The organism is Candidatus Photobacterium acropomis (assembly GCF_030685555.1).
GTDB lineage: Bacteria > Pseudomonadota > Gammaproteobacteria > Enterobacterales > Vibrionaceae > Photobacterium > Photobacterium lucens.
On record NZ_CP131609.1, the window covers coordinates 2,534,092 to 2,552,648 of the forward strand.

15 protein-coding genes are annotated in these 18,557 nt (G+C 40.3%); 4 read left to right on the forward strand and 11 right to left on the reverse strand.

All coding sequences use genetic code 11. The features are described 5' to 3' along the window. Positions 1-10: 10 nt before the first annotated feature. The 5 genes from Q7657_RS18510 to Q7657_RS18530 form a co-directional block, all read right to left on the reverse strand. Positions 11-1,336, reverse strand: coding sequence for an ATP-binding protein (locus Q7657_RS18510; protein WP_107165332.1), 1,326 nt, complete (start codon positions 1,334-1,336; stop codon positions 11-13). Positions 1,337-1,371: 35 nt separating this feature from the next. After that, a complete protein-coding gene (locus Q7657_RS18515) occupies positions 1,372-2,787 on the reverse strand; it encodes an SLC13 family permease (RefSeq protein ID WP_107165333.1) in 1,416 nt (471 codons plus the stop codon). Positions 2,788-3,114: 327 nt separating this feature from the next. Beyond that, positions 3,115-4,551 carry an MATE family efflux transporter gene (locus Q7657_RS18520; protein WP_258178229.1) on the reverse strand — a complete coding sequence of 479 codons (1,437 nt, stop codon included), beginning with the start codon at positions 4,549-4,551 and terminating at the stop codon, positions 3,115-3,117. A gap of 193 nt (positions 4,552-4,744) precedes the next feature. Next, the gene (locus tag Q7657_RS18525; RefSeq protein WP_053986871.1) at positions 4,745-5,161 is read right to left on the reverse strand and encodes a CBS domain-containing protein; all 417 of its coding nucleotides are present in this window, start codon (positions 5,159-5,161) and stop codon (positions 4,745-4,747) included. Positions 5,162-5,399: 238 nt separating this feature from the next. Next, positions 5,400-6,716: a DUF945 family protein gene (locus Q7657_RS18530; protein WP_107165335.1), complete on the reverse strand. Its 1,317-nt coding sequence runs from the start codon at positions 6,714-6,716 to the stop codon at positions 5,400-5,402. 214 nt (positions 6,717-6,930) lie between these two features. Here Q7657_RS18530 and Q7657_RS18535 point away from each other — a divergent pair, with 214 nt between their 5' ends. Then, positions 6,931-7,923, forward strand: coding sequence for a 2-hydroxyacid dehydrogenase (locus Q7657_RS18535; protein WP_107165336.1), 993 nt, complete (start codon positions 6,931-6,933; stop codon positions 7,921-7,923). A 78-nt stretch (positions 7,924-8,001) separates the two neighbouring features. Here the strand turns inward: Q7657_RS18535 and dsdC are convergent, their stop codons facing one another. Next, positions 8,002-8,922 (reverse strand): DNA-binding transcriptional regulator DsdC, encoded by a 921-nt coding sequence (gene dsdC / locus Q7657_RS18540; RefSeq protein WP_107165337.1) that lies wholly within the window; start codon positions 8,920-8,922, stop codon positions 8,002-8,004. A gap of 89 nt (positions 8,923-9,011) precedes the next feature. Beyond that, positions 9,012-9,611, reverse strand: a complete 600-nt coding sequence (locus tag Q7657_RS18545; protein WP_053986875.1) for a TfoX/Sxy family DNA transformation protein — start codon at positions 9,609-9,611, stop codon at positions 9,012-9,014. A 307-nt stretch (positions 9,612-9,918) separates the two neighbouring features. On the opposite strand from Q7657_RS18545, the gene Q7657_RS18550 reads away from it, so the two are divergent. The 3 genes from Q7657_RS18550 (at position 9,919) to Q7657_RS18560 (ending at position 12,653) form a co-directional block, all read left to right on the forward strand. Continuing rightward, positions 9,919-10,506 carry an LON peptidase substrate-binding domain-containing protein gene (locus Q7657_RS18550; protein WP_107165338.1) on the forward strand — a complete coding sequence of 196 codons (588 nt, stop codon included), beginning with the start codon at positions 9,919-9,921 and terminating at the stop codon, positions 10,504-10,506. A 123-nt stretch (positions 10,507-10,629) separates the two neighbouring features. Then, on the forward strand, positions 10,630-11,553 hold the full coding sequence (locus tag Q7657_RS18555) for an HDOD domain-containing protein (RefSeq protein WP_107165339.1): 924 nt from the start codon (positions 10,630-10,632) through the stop codon (positions 11,551-11,553). 200 nt (positions 11,554-11,753) lie between these two features. Then, a complete protein-coding gene (locus tag Q7657_RS18560) occupies positions 11,754-12,653 on the forward strand; it encodes a LysO family transporter (protein ID WP_107165340.1) in 900 nt (299 codons plus the stop codon). A 59-nt stretch (positions 12,654-12,712) separates the two neighbouring features. On the opposite strand, the gene Q7657_RS18565 is transcribed toward Q7657_RS18560, so the two are convergent. From Q7657_RS18565 to Q7657_RS18580, 4 genes are all read right to left on the reverse strand, one after another. After that, positions 12,713-13,183 (reverse strand): RDD family protein, encoded by a 471-nt coding sequence (locus Q7657_RS18565; RefSeq protein ID WP_107165341.1) that lies wholly within the window; start codon positions 13,181-13,183, stop codon positions 12,713-12,715. 6 nt (positions 13,184-13,189) lie between these two features. Continuing rightward, complete coding sequence (locus Q7657_RS18570; RefSeq protein WP_008987479.1) at positions 13,190-14,806, reverse strand: PTS transporter subunit EIIC; 1,617 nt, start codon at positions 14,804-14,806, stop codon at positions 13,190-13,192. A gap of 736 nt (positions 14,807-15,542) precedes the next feature. Continuing rightward, complete coding sequence (locus tag Q7657_RS18575; protein WP_053986881.1) at positions 15,543-17,042, reverse strand: PTS transporter subunit EIIC; 1,500 nt, start codon at positions 17,040-17,042, stop codon at positions 15,543-15,545. Positions 17,043-17,762: 720 nt separating this feature from the next. Beyond that, entirely contained in the window at positions 17,763-18,539 is a 777-nt protein-coding gene (locus Q7657_RS18580) for a TatD family hydrolase (protein ID WP_053986882.1), read from the reverse strand. Positions 18,540-18,557 lie beyond the last annotated feature (18 nt).

The window sequence follows — 18,557 nt, forward strand, 5'->3', positions numbered from 1 at the left end:
AACTCATCCCTTAGATTATCGGTAGCTTAATCCGAAACGTGGTACGTTCTTCATCACTTTTCACCACTACCGAACCGTCATAGCTTTGTATGATCCGTTGTACAATTGATAAACCTAATCCTAATCCAAACGATAACCCGCCTTTCTTAGTAGTAAAGTTGGGATTAAAGATCTGTCTGCGCGTTGCTTCATCAATCATGGGACCATTATTGGTAATAGTAACTAAGATTTTATTTTTCACATGGCGTGTCACTATCTCAATTTGCGGTGCTGTGGTGTGCTCCATCGCATCACAAGCATTCTTGATCAAGTTTACCCACACCTGTACTAACTCGGTAGAGCTTGCCATTAATGGTGGCAATACCGCTGGGCGCAATATCACTTCAACAGGACGCAAATTACTTTGTAACAACGCCAGTGATTTATGTAGTGTTTCATTGATATCAACATCAGGTTGTCGCACATGATCGCTACCCCCTAACTGTTTTACCGATTTCACAATGCTGGCAGAATGCCTTGCCGCTAAGCGCATATCACGTAAATCACGACCACAGTCCCAATAGCGTAAGGCTTCGTCTAAATCCACAAACCATGACGCTGGCACTTCGCCTTCAGGTATTGCTCGGGCTAAAGTTTTGGCTTTATCGCGTGGTAAGTGATATTGCTTCATCAATACTTTAGCTCGTTCACGCACTTGCTGAGAGCCAGCTGCTTGCCCAACGTTAATACCATGTTGGAGAAAAGGCAGCATCTCCGGCTTTATTGCCGTCACAAAATCCATGATATCGGTTTGGATATTCTCGGTCTTACTGCTAATCACACCAATCGCATTATTTAGCTCATGAGCAATACCCGCAGCAAGTTGACCAAGGGTGCGCATTTGCTCGCTAGAGTAAAGTTTTTGTAATGCCTTTTCTTTCTCAAGCGCTTCCATCCCCGTTAGCATTTGTCGACGTGCCAATTCATGTACCATCACTGGCATAAATTGCTCGGCAAGTGAACCATAGGTTTCAGGTTCGACAGCCTGTGTTAACAGATCAATCCAAGCTATTTCACTGTCTTTTTCTGCAACAACGGTCGTGGTTGCCATTAAGGTTTGGGCAAAGAAGCTATGCACCCCAAAGAACATCCCTTCTTTAACCACAAACACCTTGGCACTTGGCCCCTGCTCATCATTTTTTAAATACCCCGATAACTCACCACTTTTTACCCAGTACAGTTTATCGTTGTAATCATTCTGACGAAGCACTTGCGTCCCAGCTGTCACTGACATGGTTCGCTCCGAATCACGGAAATAAGTATCAATGATCCGTGTTAATGCTTGGGGTTGAACCATTTCTGTATCCTTATGGTTAAGCAAATATGCACTCATTAAATATGATCAATTAAGTGCAAGACCCAAATCATGGCAAAGCTCATTGCAACACCGACCACACCGATGATCACCCCGACTTTCGCCATTTGGTTACTTTCAACATGACCTGTTGCGTGTGCCAATGCGTTAGGTGGTGTACTGATTGGTAATGACATACCCAGTGATGCCGCAAAAGTCACCACCAGAATCAAGGTCACTTCTCCACCTAATGGCGTAAGAGAAGTCATAGATGTACCCAATGCCGCCATGATTGGCATTAACAAGTTCGCGGTTGCGGTGTGTGACATAAAGTTAGCCATCACTAAACACAGTGTCGCCGCACCGATTAATACGATGTATGGCGAGAAGCTATCAAACGGAATACTGTTGACCACCAGCTTAGCTAAACCTGTTTTATCCAGCGCTAACCCTAATGCAATACCGCCCGATACCAGCCACAACACATCCCAAGAGATCTTCTTTAAATCTTCTTTATTGATGATCCCTGTTAGCGAGAAAATTGCCACAGGAATAAGTGCCACAGTGTATGAGTTCATACCGTGAGTAGAGCCCATTAACCAAAGCAGGATCGTTAATGCAAAAGTGACATATACCGTGATTGCTTTTGGTGTTTTTAAGAATTTACCTTGAATGGTTAACTCGATTTTCTCTTGTTTAGCAGGGTAAAACGCATTAATAAGCAGCCATGCAAACACTAACAATACCGCCACAAATGGCACACCAAAGAACATCCACTCACCAAAGGTGATCATGTTCTCTGCTGACAAGTATTTAAGTGCAATTGCGTTTGGTGGCGTACCAATTGGGGTGCCGATACCACCGATGTTCGCAGCCACTGGAATACATAATGCAAAAGCAATTTTACCGGGATCTTTTGCACCAAACAGCGCAATCACAGGTGCGAGAATCGATAACATCATGGCTGTGGTTGCCGTGTTCGACATGAACATTGAGAAAATCGCGGTGATCAGCATTAAACCAAACATTACGTATTTCGGTTGATGACCAAAAGGCTTAAGTAACACTCGCGCTAAGTTGACATCTAAACGGTATTTGGTTGCAGCCATAGCAAGGAAGAAACCACCTAAGAACAGCATAATGATTGGGCTGGCAAAGGTTGCCATGATCGCACTGTAATCAAGCAGTTCACCAAAATGGGGTTGCCCATGATCCATTCGGAACAAGTACAAACCTTTATCAGAAAGCAGTAGCAATTCTAAAACGATGATCACAACAGAAGTTGCATAAATTGGAATTGGCTCTAATACCCAACATAAGGCCGCCAATAAAAAGATCGCAATAACACGTTGCTGAATAACTGTCAGTCCCTCAACCGGAAAAAACGAAGCCGGTAAAAGCAGGATAATTAATGGCAGCAAAATAGGTATGATGTAACGAAGACTTTGACGCATATAGCATTATTCCCTTAACAATAACTACGCCATCACCTTTTTATTCCAAACGTAAAAGATGAAGTAAATGGCAAAATCACAAGACTGAATAAATGGGCACCAAATGAGACTCTCCCATCATAGTCAACACTGTGATTAAAAGCGTAATTATTGTGTAATGCTGATAGGCGAATTTCACCGCGTTAGATCAATAAAGCGGTGAAATTTAAGTTTTTTTGCAAAGTTTGCGGTCACTAAATTCGGCTTTTTCTGCCAACAAATGAAACGCCACAATCGAAAAATTTCGGTTCAATCACAGTTATCGATTTACTGTGATTGAACGCTAATTTATGACTTTTTCTGCTCACTCTTTTCACTGTCTGTTTCTGACTCGCTATTTATCACTTCTTCTAATACCCCATCCGTCCCCATATAAGTACGAGAAGAACAAAATGGCGTAATAGGAACCACTGGCTCTAAACTCTCGTGATCTTCAATATCTTGATGCTCATGAGCAACGCCCATTTTCTTCACTTGCTGAATAATTAAAGCAAAGCCTAGAATACCAAACACCACTGAGCCCACTGCTTGCCCGACAAGTACACCGCTAGCGCCTGCTAAATGGCCTCCAATAAGCACAAACGGAATCGTACCTATCGTCGCTTTACCCATGTTCAATGCCGTTGACCATGTTGGACGATTCAAATTATTAAACGCCGCATTTGCCACAAACAATGCACCATTAAAGATAAAGGTCACCGCAATAAAGGTACAAAATACCCCAACAATTTCAGCCGCATCACCAGTTAAGCTAAATATTGAAATTAAGTAATCTTGTCCCGCCCATAGCGCCAGCGACACTACTACACAGTAGGCTGCGGTAAAAATCATGGCATCGCGTAGCACTAACTGAATACGATCCCAACGCTCAGCACCAAAGTTCTGTCCGATAATTGGGCCTACAGCACCTGATAGTGAAAATACCAAAGCAAAACAGACTGGCATAATACGACCAATAACGGCGTAACCTGCGACAAAATTCTCACCAAACTGGGCAATATTGCTGGTTACCACCGCATTACCAATCGGCGTTGCGGTATTAGTTAAGATCGCTGGAAATGCAATTTTAGCGACTGTCGGAATTGCTTGCTTAAAGCCAGTAAAATCAGGTTTTGCTAATAGCTGATGCTTATAAATCACCACATAAAGCGAAAATAGCATCACAGCTAAACGCGCAAACACTGAAGCTATCGCTGCGCCTTGGATCCCCATTGAAAAACCAAAGATAAACAACGGGTCCAGCACTGCGTTAACGGCACCACCAATTAAGGTTGCAATCATTGAACGTCTTGCATCACCCACTCCACGCAGTGCTGCACCAGCCGCCATTGAAACAGCAATCAGCGGTGCGCTAGGTAATAAAATCGTTAAATATTGGCTTGCCGCTTCTGCTACATGCCCTTTTGCACCAATTAAATCGAGTAACAACGGCAATTGCCATAGCATCAAAGAAACCATCACGACACTAATCAATACCGCAAACAACATAACATTGGTTGCCATACTTTTAGCATGTTCACGATCATTTCGACCAAGCGCACGAGAAACTAACGCCCCTGCTGCGATAGATGTACCAATGGAAATAGAGGTAGAGAAAAAGACTAAGGTACCGGCAAAACCAATCGCAGCAGCAAGCTCAACTTCACCCAATAAACTAATGAAGAACATATCAAGTAAATCGACCAAAAACAGTGCCATTAAGCCTATTGCACCCGTTCCTGACATCACTACGATGTGCTTCATCGGTGAACCGGTAACAAATTTTGCTTGATGCACTGGCTCTGCTTTAGATGATGATTGTTTCACATAAACCTCTAGTTAATTGCCTTAAATAATTCAGCAAATTGTTCATTGTAAAGACAAAAAGAAAGGCGCTAAAAAGCGCCTTTATATCATGGTTAATTTTTAATATATCGCATCACAGTGGATGTTTAAAGCTGTCGCCAATTTGATTGCTGATCGCAGTCAACACATCACGACGCGTGATCACGCCTTGTAACTGCCCGTTATCCACTACAGGATAAATTTTCGGTTTCTGTCCTGTCATAATTTGTGCTAATTCAATAATTGAATCATCACCTGTGACCGTCAGTACATTCGTATGCATACAGTCTTTCACCGTATGAGAGTCTTGGCAGTGATAACCCACTTGAAGCAATCTATGGAGCATATCTTGCTCTGAAATAAACCCAACCACCTGCTTGTATTCATTAACCACAGGTCCACCAATTTGTTTCGCTGTTAAAAGCTTGTCGAGCGCAACTGATAATGACATAGCTTCGCTAAATGTCACTGGGCGGACATTCATATAATCTTTTACTTTTAATGATTCCATATATCCCCCAAACAACCTTTTGAGTAACAATTGACTGACAAGCTTTATTATTATTGTGGCTAAAAACCTGCCCCTACTTACAAGTAAAGTTCATTTCTTTAAAATTACTAAATTAAAATTTTTATTTTTATCAACGACTAATGAGAACTGGCTCAAAAGTAATACACCTGAATTGACTCAGATACAAAAAAGCGCCTCTAAAATAGAGACGCCTTTCACTATTAAACCAGACTATTAATTAATGCATCATTAGCATAGATAGCATAGCCAGTGGGATCTTAAGGCCAGAGCCAAAGACTAACTGTGAGTTTTCAATCTTCACCGTTAACTGATAACTATCTTGATTTTCAGTGATCATTTTTTGCTTTAACAAGTTCGGAATTTGCTCTGCTAATAATGGCTCATTAGCAACAAAGCCTTTTGGCATTGCGATATTCACATTACCTGCCAATTTACTTGGTAGTGCTGCAAGGTTTTCTGAAGCACGCGCTAAACCAGGTTGAAGCTCAAGTAACAGTGAAGCATTCACTTTACCTTGCTTCGTCATCACGCTGAGATCAGATAAATCAACTGTTGCACCTTTTGCCACCAGCAGATCAAGTGCCAACATCGCTTCTTGCATTTGCTGTTGTTGCTGCTCGTGATTTGTCACTTCTTCCATTGCAGCTAAACGACTTACCGCTTTGTAATTTAAGTCTTTCAATGCCAGTGCAAAGTTAAAATCCGTGTACTCATGACCATCAAGCGTCACAATTTTCTTCACTGATACATTATTAGTATTCGTTACTTGCTGCGTTTCCTCATTCGGTGCTTTCTCATCTTTCGGCTGGCTTAACGCGTTCTTCATCACGACATTCATGCCATCAATTTCAACGTGATGTTGATTATCAAAAGAAGCGAAGTTAGCTTTACCAAGTGTAAATGTTTGCTCACCAATCCAGAAGTTACCTTCCATGTGGCCTTTACCATTACCATCAAGAGCCGTTACTTGCATGGTCTCACCGCTGTCTGTTTTCACATTTAGTGTTGGTAATGAATAGCTGAAATCACCGGTACCTTTGGTATCAGCGGTACCTTTAAGCACAAAAGCTTGGCTGTTAACAAAGGCATCTGCATGCTTGTAATTAACTGGGCTGATTGTCATGGTGAAATCAGTATTACCTGTTAGCGATGAATCCGTCACTAAGGTAATAGGTTGAACGTTCTCACCCCAAATGTCTTTTACAGTTGGTGCAATGTTCTTATCAATTTCCAACTCACTGGTTGATTTCACGCCCAAGAAACCATTTTTGATGTGATGTTTCACCAGCCATGTTGTTGGTAAACCTTCATTTTCAAACGTCGTTTTTAGCGTATCTTTTAGCTCAATACGAGATACCGCATCTGACGATAAGTAACCACGCTCAAAACTTTGATTAGTGATTGTCATATATGGGCTGTGATAGTTCTTAATTGCACCCATGTATAAGCTTTCACCAATTTGACCTGTCGCTAGCGGCCAACAAAGGATCACGGCAACCGCACCTGCTCCTGCAACAACGTTCTTCAACAACATATTGAATCCTGAATAATTAAATTTAAGTGCAAATGAATTGCCACATCATCAACTTTTTACAGGGCTTACGTCAACTAGAACTCTCTGATAAATAAGAAAACCGATCAAGTTTGCAATATGTCTTTTTGATCCTTTTATTATCAATAGTTGAGTTATTTGATATGGTATTTAATAAATACAAATGATAATAACGAATAGATAGGTAGTCAGTCTTATGAAAATCGCACTCTTTAGCGCCAAGAAGTATGACGAAGAGTCCTTCTCTAAAATGAATCAACAATTCGGTCACGATATTACTTACTTTGATTTTCCACTCAATGAACAAACCGCCAAAATGAGTGAAGGTTTTGATGCCGTTTGTGCCTTTGTTAATGATGATCTTAGTGCGCCAACCCTAAGGTGCCTCGCCAAACAAGGGATTAAAGTCATTGCGATGCGCTGTGCAGGCTTTGACTTAGTCGATTTAGAAGAAGCAAAAAAACTGGGAATGCAGATCGTGCGTGTACCTGCATACTCACCAGAATCAATTGCTGAACATACTCTTGGCTTAATGCTAAGTCTTAACCGTCATATTCACCGCGCATACCAGCGTACTCGTGATGCTAACTTCTCCCTTGATGGTTTAACTGGTTATAACTTCCACGGCAGAACGGTCGGTGTCATTGGTACCGGTAAAATTGGTTTAGCTACGATTCGAGTTCTTAAAGGCTTTGGTATGAATATCTTAGCCTTTGACCCATACCCAAACCCTGCGGCGGTTGAATTAGGGGTTACTTACGCAAGCCTTGATGAAATTTACAAAGTGGCAGATGTGATCACATTGCACTGCCCTATGTCAGAAGAAAACTATCATATGCTTGATAAAGCGGCCTTCGACAAAATGAAAGATGGTGTCATGATCATTAATACCAGCCGTGGTGGACTAATCAATTCAAGCGATGCTATTGAAGCGCTGAAATCACGTCGTATCGGCGCGCTAGGTGTGGACGTTTACGAGAACGAAAAAGATTTATTCTTCCAAGACAAGTCTAATGATGTGATCCAAGATGATGTCTTCCGTCGCTTATCATCTTGTCATAACGTACTGTTTACAGGTCACCAAGCTTTCTTAACCGAAGAAGCCCTTGGCAATATCGCAGAAACGACACTGCAAAATTTATCTGATTTTGAGCAAGGTAAAACATCAGGTAACGAAGTATTAAACTAAGCCTATAACGCAAAACGTCGCTAACATTAACCTGTTAGCGACGTTTTATTACTCTGTTACAGACTAACTTGTAGCACTTCAATTTGAATATTCAGCGTCAATTTCGCTAAATAACCAGTCTCGAAATGCTTTGATTTTCGGGGTGTTCTGCATGTTCTGACGACACACCACATAATAACTAAACGGTGAATTTGTCATCATATCAAATGGCGTCACTAATCGTTGTTGGGCAAGTTTCTCAGCAATGAAAGATTGTCGTCCCATTGCGACTCCCATACCACACTCTGCCGCCTGCAACGCAAGATCTGAACGATCAAACGTACATTCAGATTCTGGCAATTGAATTCCGTATTGCTCTGCCCATAATTGCCATTCGTCATTGCGTCCCGCTCTCGCCCACGGAGCAGCATCATGCAATAACAAACAACTCATTAAGCTTTCAGGATGATCATATAAATTATGCGCTACTGCATAATCATGACTACACACAGGCTGCATGGATTCATCCATCAACTTACAAGTATGCAACCCTTGGTATTCCCCTTTACCAAAGTAAATTGCACAATCGAAACTTTCCGTTTGAAAATCCACCAGATCATTACGTGTTCGCAGATGAATTCGCATGGAAGGATAAAGATCAATAAAAGATTTTAAGCGTGGTAACAGCCATGTTTGCGCAAATGTAGGTGGCACTGAAATATTAATATCACCACTTAATTCAACATTTTTCAGATCGCGAATTTCATGGGCGATATCACCGAAATTAGCCGCTAATACTTGTTTTAATCGCACGCCTTCATCTGTCAGGATCAACTTACGTGGCTGACGAATAAATAATTGTACGCCTAAAGCATCTTCAAGATTTTTGATTTTATGACTTACTGCACTTTGCGTTAAAAACATAACTTCAGCAGCACGAGTGAAACTCATTTGCTCTGCCGCAATAAGAAAACAATGTAAACCAGAGAGGACTGAACCAGAAAGGTTAGTTAGTTGCATAGTACCGCCACGTAGAAAATCTTGTAGCAAGCATAGCAAGAAAATAATCGGGGCTCAGCTTTAAAATGCTATTCCCCGATGTTTATCAATTAATTAGCAACGCTGTGATATTGCTCAAGAAGATTTGCTTTGAAATCATCTGTTAATAATTGCCAATGACATCCTTCTACCGCACCAGCAAAAATCCATAACAGCTTACGATCAAGCTCTTGTCCATTATGTTCACACACTTTGCGGTAAACATTTAACGCACCCAACTCAAGAAAAGCAGCCACATCTGCAATACCTGCTTTTTTCACCATACGCTCTAGCGTTAATCTCATATTAGGTAAATCGCGTAAACGCTTATTAGCGCCAGACTGCTTATACGCTTTATCCTTACATGAAAATTCAATTGATTTAGCGACAAGCTCACTACACGTTTGTGGATCTTTTTCAAAAAGCTCTCTTATCTCGTAATAGTTCACTGTGGCTGTTTTACTTTTTTTAATATGTCTAAACTTTGAGCACCCTAACTTTACTAACTGTGGATCCAACTTTTCACCGCCACGAATGTACATAGATGCAGGAGTCACAATGGCAAACATTGCCCCATCCATAAACACACCCGTACCACCAAACATGGATCGCTTTTCTTGTTCTCCGAATTTCTTTAAATAGTTTAAGTAATCGTCCTTAAGTGATGTCACAACTAATTCTCCATAACTCGGTGATAATCAATTATTCCAAACACGTCAAATAACCTAGCCAAACAATAGATTACATTGTCAATTATTCGACGAAGCAATTGTATGCTTTTACTTACAATGGATTAAATAACCATCAATCAAATATGAGATTACTCGCATATTTTTTGTCGCAAAATAATGTAATCAAAATAGATTTGCAGCTTTTATCACGCAAGAATCAATAATTGGTTGCATCTCTTATCATCATTATTATCAGCGACGACTATCTTTAAGATATTCAGTCTCATTAACGGTATTCGCTGTAGCTATGATCAAAATTCCTCTCCTGCCACACACAGAGCATGTACTGCCTTCAGGGCGTGTCAAACTAACGATCGCTCAAGCTCATCATGTGCGTATGGTAAAAGAGGCCTTATCGTCTAATGAGGGATTTGTCATGGCAATGGTAGATAGCAATAGGAAGGATCGTGAAATCACCGAAGTCCCTGCACTGACAACTCGTGTACAAATTATTGACTTTCATCGCTTAGCTGGTGAATTGTTGGGGATAACGGTTGAAGGCGTTGATATTTTAAGAGTCATGAAAATCGATGTCGATTATGACCACTTATTACTTGCTGACTGCAAACCTTATTTTATTTGGCATTCCATCCCGGTTAATTCCACTAATCAGTCCCTTGCAGACAAGCTACAACAACTTCATAGCAGTATTCCTGATGTTGGTGAGCACTATCCCACGCCATGCTATAACGATATCACTTGGGTGTGCCAACGCTGGCTTGAAGTGCTGCCCATTGATGTAAAATACAAACAATTATTGATCCATCAAGAAAGTCCTAAACTGGCTGTTCGCTTCCTAATGAAACTGCTACAAGATAAGAATTTAATTTATTAATGGGATATGCATACGTAATTTGTAAATTATAAGCTACTCACTTCAAAGAAATAACGTGACAAACTACTCGGTAACTCGATAAACCGTTAGAATTTCGAAAATGTCTTATAACGTTAGTTTTGCATGTCACACTTATCTTTTTTTTGGTTAAAACACAGTCGAGATCATCAAGTTAAAGCGCTTGAATCTGAGTTCTGCAACTTAGTTAAACAGTCTGCGCAACAAAATAAACTTGCTCTTCCTCCGATCCCTGATGTGTTAATCAAGCTGCACCAGCTTTGTAATAATGATGATACAACGATCCATGATGTTGCTGATTTACTGCTCGATGATCCAGCCTTAACTGCCACCATTATCCGAACCTCAAATACGGTTTTATTTAATCGTCGTAATGTGGTGTGTAACGATCTACTGACTGCGGTTTCTCGTTTAGGTCTACTCCGTGTTCGTGATATTGCAACAGCGCAAGCCATTGCTGAATTACGTAAAAGTCAGACCGAAAACATTGAATGTAATCAACTACTCAATCAAAGCGCACTTCGCTCTCGCCAGTTTGCGGGTACAATGGCGCTGATTTGCCAAACCCTCATCAAGCGTAGTGAAAAGCCGCTAAAACTGGAGCCAGAAAAAGCTCTACTGACTGGTTTATTAGCTGATATCGGTGTCTTTAGTTTGATTTATGAATATCTGAACTATTTAAAAGACGGTAACTATTTAGATATTGATATTGCGAAATTTATCTTCCAAGAAACCTGTACCCAAACAAGCTTGGTGGTACTTAAAGAGTGGGGATTTGATGATGACTATCTTGAAATCGCATCAAATAAACGCATGGCATACCGCACTCAGCAAGATTCCCCGACCTATTTAGATATTGCTCGTATGGCGCATCACTTATTGCTATTTAAAAATGACGATGATGCCATTGATGAAAATGACGTAGAGCTGGATTTACTTGGTGCTGAAGTCATGTATGAGCTAACCAATCTACCTAATGAAGAATTCCACCAGCGAGTCAAAAATATCGCACGTGAAAGCGGTTTTTAATACTTTAGCCCATCTATCATGATGGGCTTTTTATTTGCCCACAAGTTTCTCCCTCTATACTCCCACTTCCTTGCTGTGTTACATTTCCATTATGTTAAAAATGTAAACGAAGCGCATCAATATCACTGCGTTAGCTTGTTTAGATAAACACATCCACTATCACAGACCATCACACCCGATGATTACATTTAAGGATTGATATGTTTTCAGGGATCTTATTGATTTTTTTACCACTGATTATTGGCTACCTTATTCCTGTCCATAATAAAAAGCACCTCGAGTTTATTAATACTCAAACAAGTCGACTGGTTCTAGTTATTCTAACACTTATGGGATTAAGCCTTGCGGCACTTGATAACCTCAGTCAAAACCTCAGCCAGATCCTGATCTATACCACCACATTCTTTATTGCAATTAGCGTGTGTAACTTAGCAGCACTGCCCTTTTTAGATCGCTTGTGGCCAACCGAAACCGTTGATGGACATCATCATTTACCCATGAGCAAAATGATGGTGGAATCGGTGAAGTTAGTCTTTGTTGTTGCGGCAGGATTAATTGTAGGTCTTGCGCTTGATATCGATTTAAGTTGGGTAGATCAAGCCAGTGAAGCTATTTTACTTCTTCTACTTTTCTTTATTGGTATTCAACTGCGCAACAGTGGCATGACACTCAAACAAATCGTGCTAAACAAAAAAGGGATCATTATTGCCGCAGTGATCATTGTGACTTCGTTTGCTGGCGGGATCATTGCAGCACTGATCCTTGATATTCCCATTACTCATGGTTTAGCCATGGCATCAGGATTCGGTTGGTATTCACTGGCAGGTATTTTGATTGGTGATGGTTTAGGAAGTGTATTTGGTGGTGCCGCTTTTCTTAATGAGCTGCTACGTGAAATGCTTGCACTTATGCTGATCCCACTGCTTATCCATCGCTACCCTAATACGGCTATTGGCTATGCAGGCGCAACGGCAATGGACTTTACGTTACCAGTGATCCAAAACACGGGTGGTGTTCGTTGTGTACCGATTGCGATTGTCAGTGGTTTTATTCTTAGCTTACTCGTACCTGTATTTATTTTGTTTTTCTTATCACTTTAAACCCGCTTTCTAATAAATATAGATATAAAAAAACCGCAGCTTTTGCTGCGGTTTTCATTTTAACGCTCTACCACATTAGTATGATTTTTCTTGTCATGCCAAGGTGGATTGGTAAACGTAAGGTATTGCACACCAGCGTAGAGGGGGTACAAGCCCAGTGTGGCAATACAAAGATAAATCTTGTCAAACTCACGTTTTAAGTAACGTTGCTTAGTGAGTAACTCATCGTCATTAGATACCACTTTCACGCTTAACAACACACGTGATAATGACGTACCTAGTAAGCGATAACACAACCAGTGATAACCCATAAAGACACCAATAAATAACGCCATGATGCCAATAATTAACAGTAACAACACTGGTAGCGCCATCGAATCGTTAAGCGATAACGTGACCCCTGTGCCATTGGTGATATAACCAATTACACCAAGGAAGATATCTTTGGCAATCATTGCAAACATCTGCACGATAGCCATATCAATCATAAATGTACCGACACGCCTATATTTTAACGAAAAGCTACTCATCACTAATTACTTACCTAGTTTCGAGTTAATTTGTGCTTTAAAGCCAGCCGCTTGTGCACCGTAGATAGCTTGGATACCCGTACCGCCTACTTTCACTAAGCCTTTCGCACCTAGGTTTTCAGTCCAGTACTTGTTGTCTTTAACCAAGTCACCATCTTTAACTGTGATACGTAGACGTGTAATACATGCATCAACGTCAACGATGTTATCTTTACCGCCTAGCGCTTCGATCATCTCATCAACTTGGCTGTCGTTAGCACCGCCCGCTTTTGCTTCTTGGTAATCTTTCTTACGAACAACCGCTACAGCACTACCCTTACGACCAGGCGTCTTGATATCGAACTTCACGATGAACCAACGGAACAACAAGAAGTACACAGGACCATAAATTAGACCTAGTAGTGGGATGTAGTACCAATGGTTCTCAGTACCCGTTAGGCCAGGAAGCATACCGAATAGTGCGAAGTCAATGAAACCACCACTGAACGTCATACCTACTTTCACGTTTAGTAAGTCCATGATCATAAATGATAGACCTGCTAGTGGCACGTGGATGAAGTAGTAAAGCGGTGCAGATAGGAATAGGAATGTGAATTCGATTGGCTCTGTAATACCTGTTAGGAACGCTGTTAGCGCAACAGAGAATAATAGGCCACCTACTTCTTTCTTATTCTCTTTATCAGCTAGTGTGTACATTGCGTATGCAGCAGCTGGTAGACCGAACATCATGAATGGGAATTTACCAGTCATGAAGTTAGTTGAAGAGAACTGAGAGTAATCACCATTAGCTAGAGAGCCAAAGAAGATGTTTTGTGTGCCTTTGTAAACCTGACCTGCGATTTCAGCTGTACCGCCGATCTCTGTCTGCCATAGTGGAAGATAGAATACGTGGTGTAGACCAACAGGGATAAGTGCACGCTCAATGATACCGAAGATGAATGATGCAATGTAACCGTGACCAGATGCAGTCATTTCACCCAGTGTTGCACCGATAGAACCGAATGCAGCACCGATGTAAGGCCATACGAATACTAGCGCAATACCGTAGAACAATGCAGAGAATGCACTTACGATAGGAACGAAACGTGCACCACCGAAGAAGCCTAGGAATTCTGGTAATTTAACGTCATGGTATTTGTTATGCAGAATAACAGTGATACCACCTGCGATCAGACCACCAAAAACACCCATACTTAGCGTATTTTGAATGCCTAGTACGTCTGCTAACACACCAGCGTAATGGTTACCCATTAACACAACAGTATTGTTAGTAGTATCTACCATGCCAGCAACAGAAAGCGTTTTCGCAATCGCAACGTTCATTACTAGGTATGAAATAGTTGCTGCTAATGCTGCTGCGCCTTTTTCAGCACGTGCAAAACCAATCGCAATCGCTAATGCGAACATTAATGGTAGGTTTGCAAAAACGATACCGCCCGCTGCGGTCATAACCTGTAAGAAACTATTTAAAAGTGTTCCGTCTTGCAAAATACCAATGTTGTATGCGTCGATCATACTTTGGTTGGTGAAGCTACCACCTAGGCCAAGCATAATACCGGCTGCTGGCAGTAGTGCTATCGGCAGCATTACCGCTTGCGATAGTTTACTAAAGAAGGCTTTCATTACCTTATCTCCTCGATATGGGATCTAAACTTGTATCAAAAAATAACTCAGACTTTATTGGTCTTTTTTAACATTATTTTTACTTCAATAAGCGTAGTAATGAACACTTACGTATGCGAGACAAGCTCAAATCACCGAGGTGAATTGATACGTTAGTGAACATTGTGCTCCTGAGTACAATATTGGTTGAAATAACATAGACACTAACGACATACCCCCGTAGCCATACTGTTAGTCTCTATTTTTTGCTATTTCGGCATCAGTATAGAATGCGGTGGCTAATATAACTTGATGAATGTCATATTTGCTAATTACATCGATGACTAATATTGCAAAATATAAGCATGATCACAGCGGGTTACATCTGTTAACTTTGAACAGAATAAACATAAGCCATTGATTTAATTTGATTATGAAAAGTAAAAGCAAGCCAAATACTGCATATTTATTTCACCAGCGCAACGTTTGTAACGCTATGTAACAGAGCGCCATCATTAAATAGATTTAAGAGAGATAAAGGTAAGTATTATTTCGAAGATAATAAGCAGAATAGCTAATATATTAATATTCTCCTTTTATTGCCAATATTTTATAAATAGATTAAATATTAACGTTATTCAATAATAACAAATATTTCTCTGCTTATTTAAAACAAAAAAAAGACCGCATAATGCGGTCTTTATCTATTGTTATTTCACTCAGAAACGTATTCGCTCTTGAGCCTTAGTAACAACAATTATTTTTTGTTTTCAGCCACTTTTTCTTCTGCCGTACGGTAGTCGAAGAAGAAGATAAGTAGCATAGGTACTGCAAACGCCACTGCAATCGCAATTGCGTATACCCACATAGGGTTAAATACAGGGATGGTTAGCAGTGAAGTAAATGCAAATGCAGTTGTCTTCACACCACCGTATGGTGCACCAAGAATAGCAATCACAAGACCACCCGCTAGACAGCCTGGAAGCATACGAGAGTACACTTTCTTAAAGCGTAAGTGGATACCGTATAGTGATGGCTCAGAGATACCACCGAACAGACCAGCCGCTAGTGCACCTGATGCTGTTTGACGCATCACTGCATTCTTCTCACGTAGTGCAATAAGTAATACACCTGCTGTTGCACCGAAACATGCAAAGTTCCAAACACCCATAGGACCTTGAATGAAGTCATAACCTAATGTTTGAATATTCATTAGCATTAAGGCATTTAGCGGCCAGTGTAGACCTAGTGGTACTAGGAATGGGTATAGTAATGGGATCAGAATCGCAAACACGAATGGTGCGTTAGTATTCAACCATGCTAGACCTGTACCTAGGTAAGTACCAATCCAAACACCTAGAGGACCAATCAAGAACGCAGTTAGCGGTACCATGATAATTAGCGACAAGAATGGTACGAAAACCATATGTAAATTATCAGGAATAAGTTTCTTTAAGAAACGGTAAACAAGCGCTAATACAGCTACCATGATCAAAGGCACGAATACGTTACCTGAGTAATCATTTAACTGCATTGGTAAACCAAAGATATGCGCAACATGACCAACAGTACCTAAGGTTGCATCTTTAACTGTTGTTGTAGAAGCCATTGTTGATAGCTTGTGGAATTCAGGTGTCATTAATGCACCCATGATCGCAGCACCTAGCCACGGATCCACATTCAGTTTCTTCGATGCGTTGTAAGCTACCATGATTGGCAAGAAGTAGAAAACCGCATGCCACATTGAGTCAACGAAAACCCAACCAGCTGATTTTTCACCACGGAAATCAACAATATGAAGCGCATCAAGTACAGATGCTAAGGCGATGATCAGTGATGCACCAAGTAAAATACCTAAAATTGGGCGGAATGAATCTGAAAGGTATTCAAAAAAACTATCAACCCACGCCACTTTACCTCGGATACCTTCCGAACGCTTAGCTGCTTTAATATCATCGATAGATTTTTCATTGTTTGCAGGAGCCGCAGGTGCTTCACCGCCTTCACCTGATTCAATCATCTGCTTTAGCGTGTTATGCATAGATGCAACACCACCACCAACAACGATTTGGTAACGGTCACCACTTTGTGGAATGCTACCCATCACTTCTGGAATAGCGTCTAATGCAGCTTTATCAACAATTGATGCATCATTTAATTCAAAGCGTAAACGTGTAGCACAGCATGACAAGAACTTAATGTTTCCTGCCCCACCAATCCCTTTCAGAATTCCTTCTGCTGCAACTTTATTCGACATAATTTTTGCCTTTCTGTTCTAAACCCAAACTAGCAAGTAAACCGTACTTACTAGTGAAACCTAACAATTATTTTAGCTGATTGATTAACATCGACTTATTTATGTGCTTTGTTTACTTTAATAAACTCTAGGGAACTCAATGAGTATTAGCACAATATTACCAGCAAGCAATAACGAACATGATAATAACAATCAGGTTACTCATAAAAATTAATTAAAGTATTTTTTACTCATTATAATGACGAATAAAATCAACTCGATTCGAGTATGTTCATTAATATACATCAAAGATAATTCTGAAATATAAAACATTGATCACAATAAAATGAACACCGCAAAACATTAAACCATAACCAATTGATTTTATTTAAATCATTTGTACAACCAAGATCAGAAACTATTATTTCATTAATGAAAGTAATACAGGTTAAAAAACGTTAATTTAAATAATAAAGGTATTTCTTTTACTTTATTGTCAACGCTTACTTGTGTTTCCATTTCAAACAAAGGCGTTATTTTTTAAACAGAAATAGCCAAACTCAACTAATCAATAGACATAAAAACTTTATAAACATCAGCAACCTCTTAGATTAAATCCATCTTCTATAATATGTTACATCTGTTACGTAAGTAATAATTCACCTAATAAATAATAAACCGCTTTATCATAAATAAAAAAAGAGAAGCCTGAGCTTCTCTTTTGTATTTCTCGTGTTTCAATTAGCGTTTCGCTAGAGAAAACAGTGTAAAGAAATTATTAGTCGTAGCCTCTTCCACTTCTTCCACTGAGACACCTTTCAACAACGCAATGTATTGCGCTACTTCACGTGTATAAGCAGGTTGATTTTGTTTGCCACGATATGGGATAGGCGCAAGAAATGGTGAATCGGTTTCAACCAGTAAACGATCAAGAGGGAGTTGGCTCACCACATTTTTCAGATCGCTTGCTGTATTAAATGTCACGATACCTGAAATCGAGATATAGAAACCCAACTCAATCGCATCTAATGCCATTTCTAATGATTCAGTAAAACAGTGAAGTACACCACCACACTTTTCAGCCCCTTCTTCACGTAAGATACGCATAGTATCTTCACGAGCCATACGAGTGTGAATGATCAAAGGCTTATTAAGCTCTACTGCAACACGTACTTGCTGACGAAAGATCTCTTGCTGCAACTCGGCAGTATCAGGTTGGTAATGGTAATCCAAACCTGTTTCACCAATCGCCACCACTTTTTCATGTTGAGCGAATGCCTTGAACTGTTCGTAGTTATAACCTGACTCAACATCTAATGGGTGAATACCACAAGATGCAAAAACGTTATCGTAAGGAGCGATCATTTCCATCATCTTTGGAAATGCTGCAAGTGTTACCCCAACAGAAAGAAAGTATTCAACCCCTCTTTCTTTCGCTTTATTAATTACATCATCAATCCCTGTGTGTAACTTTTCATAATCGAGTTTATCGAGATGACAATGTGAATCGACTAACACGGGCCTTCCTCTTTTATT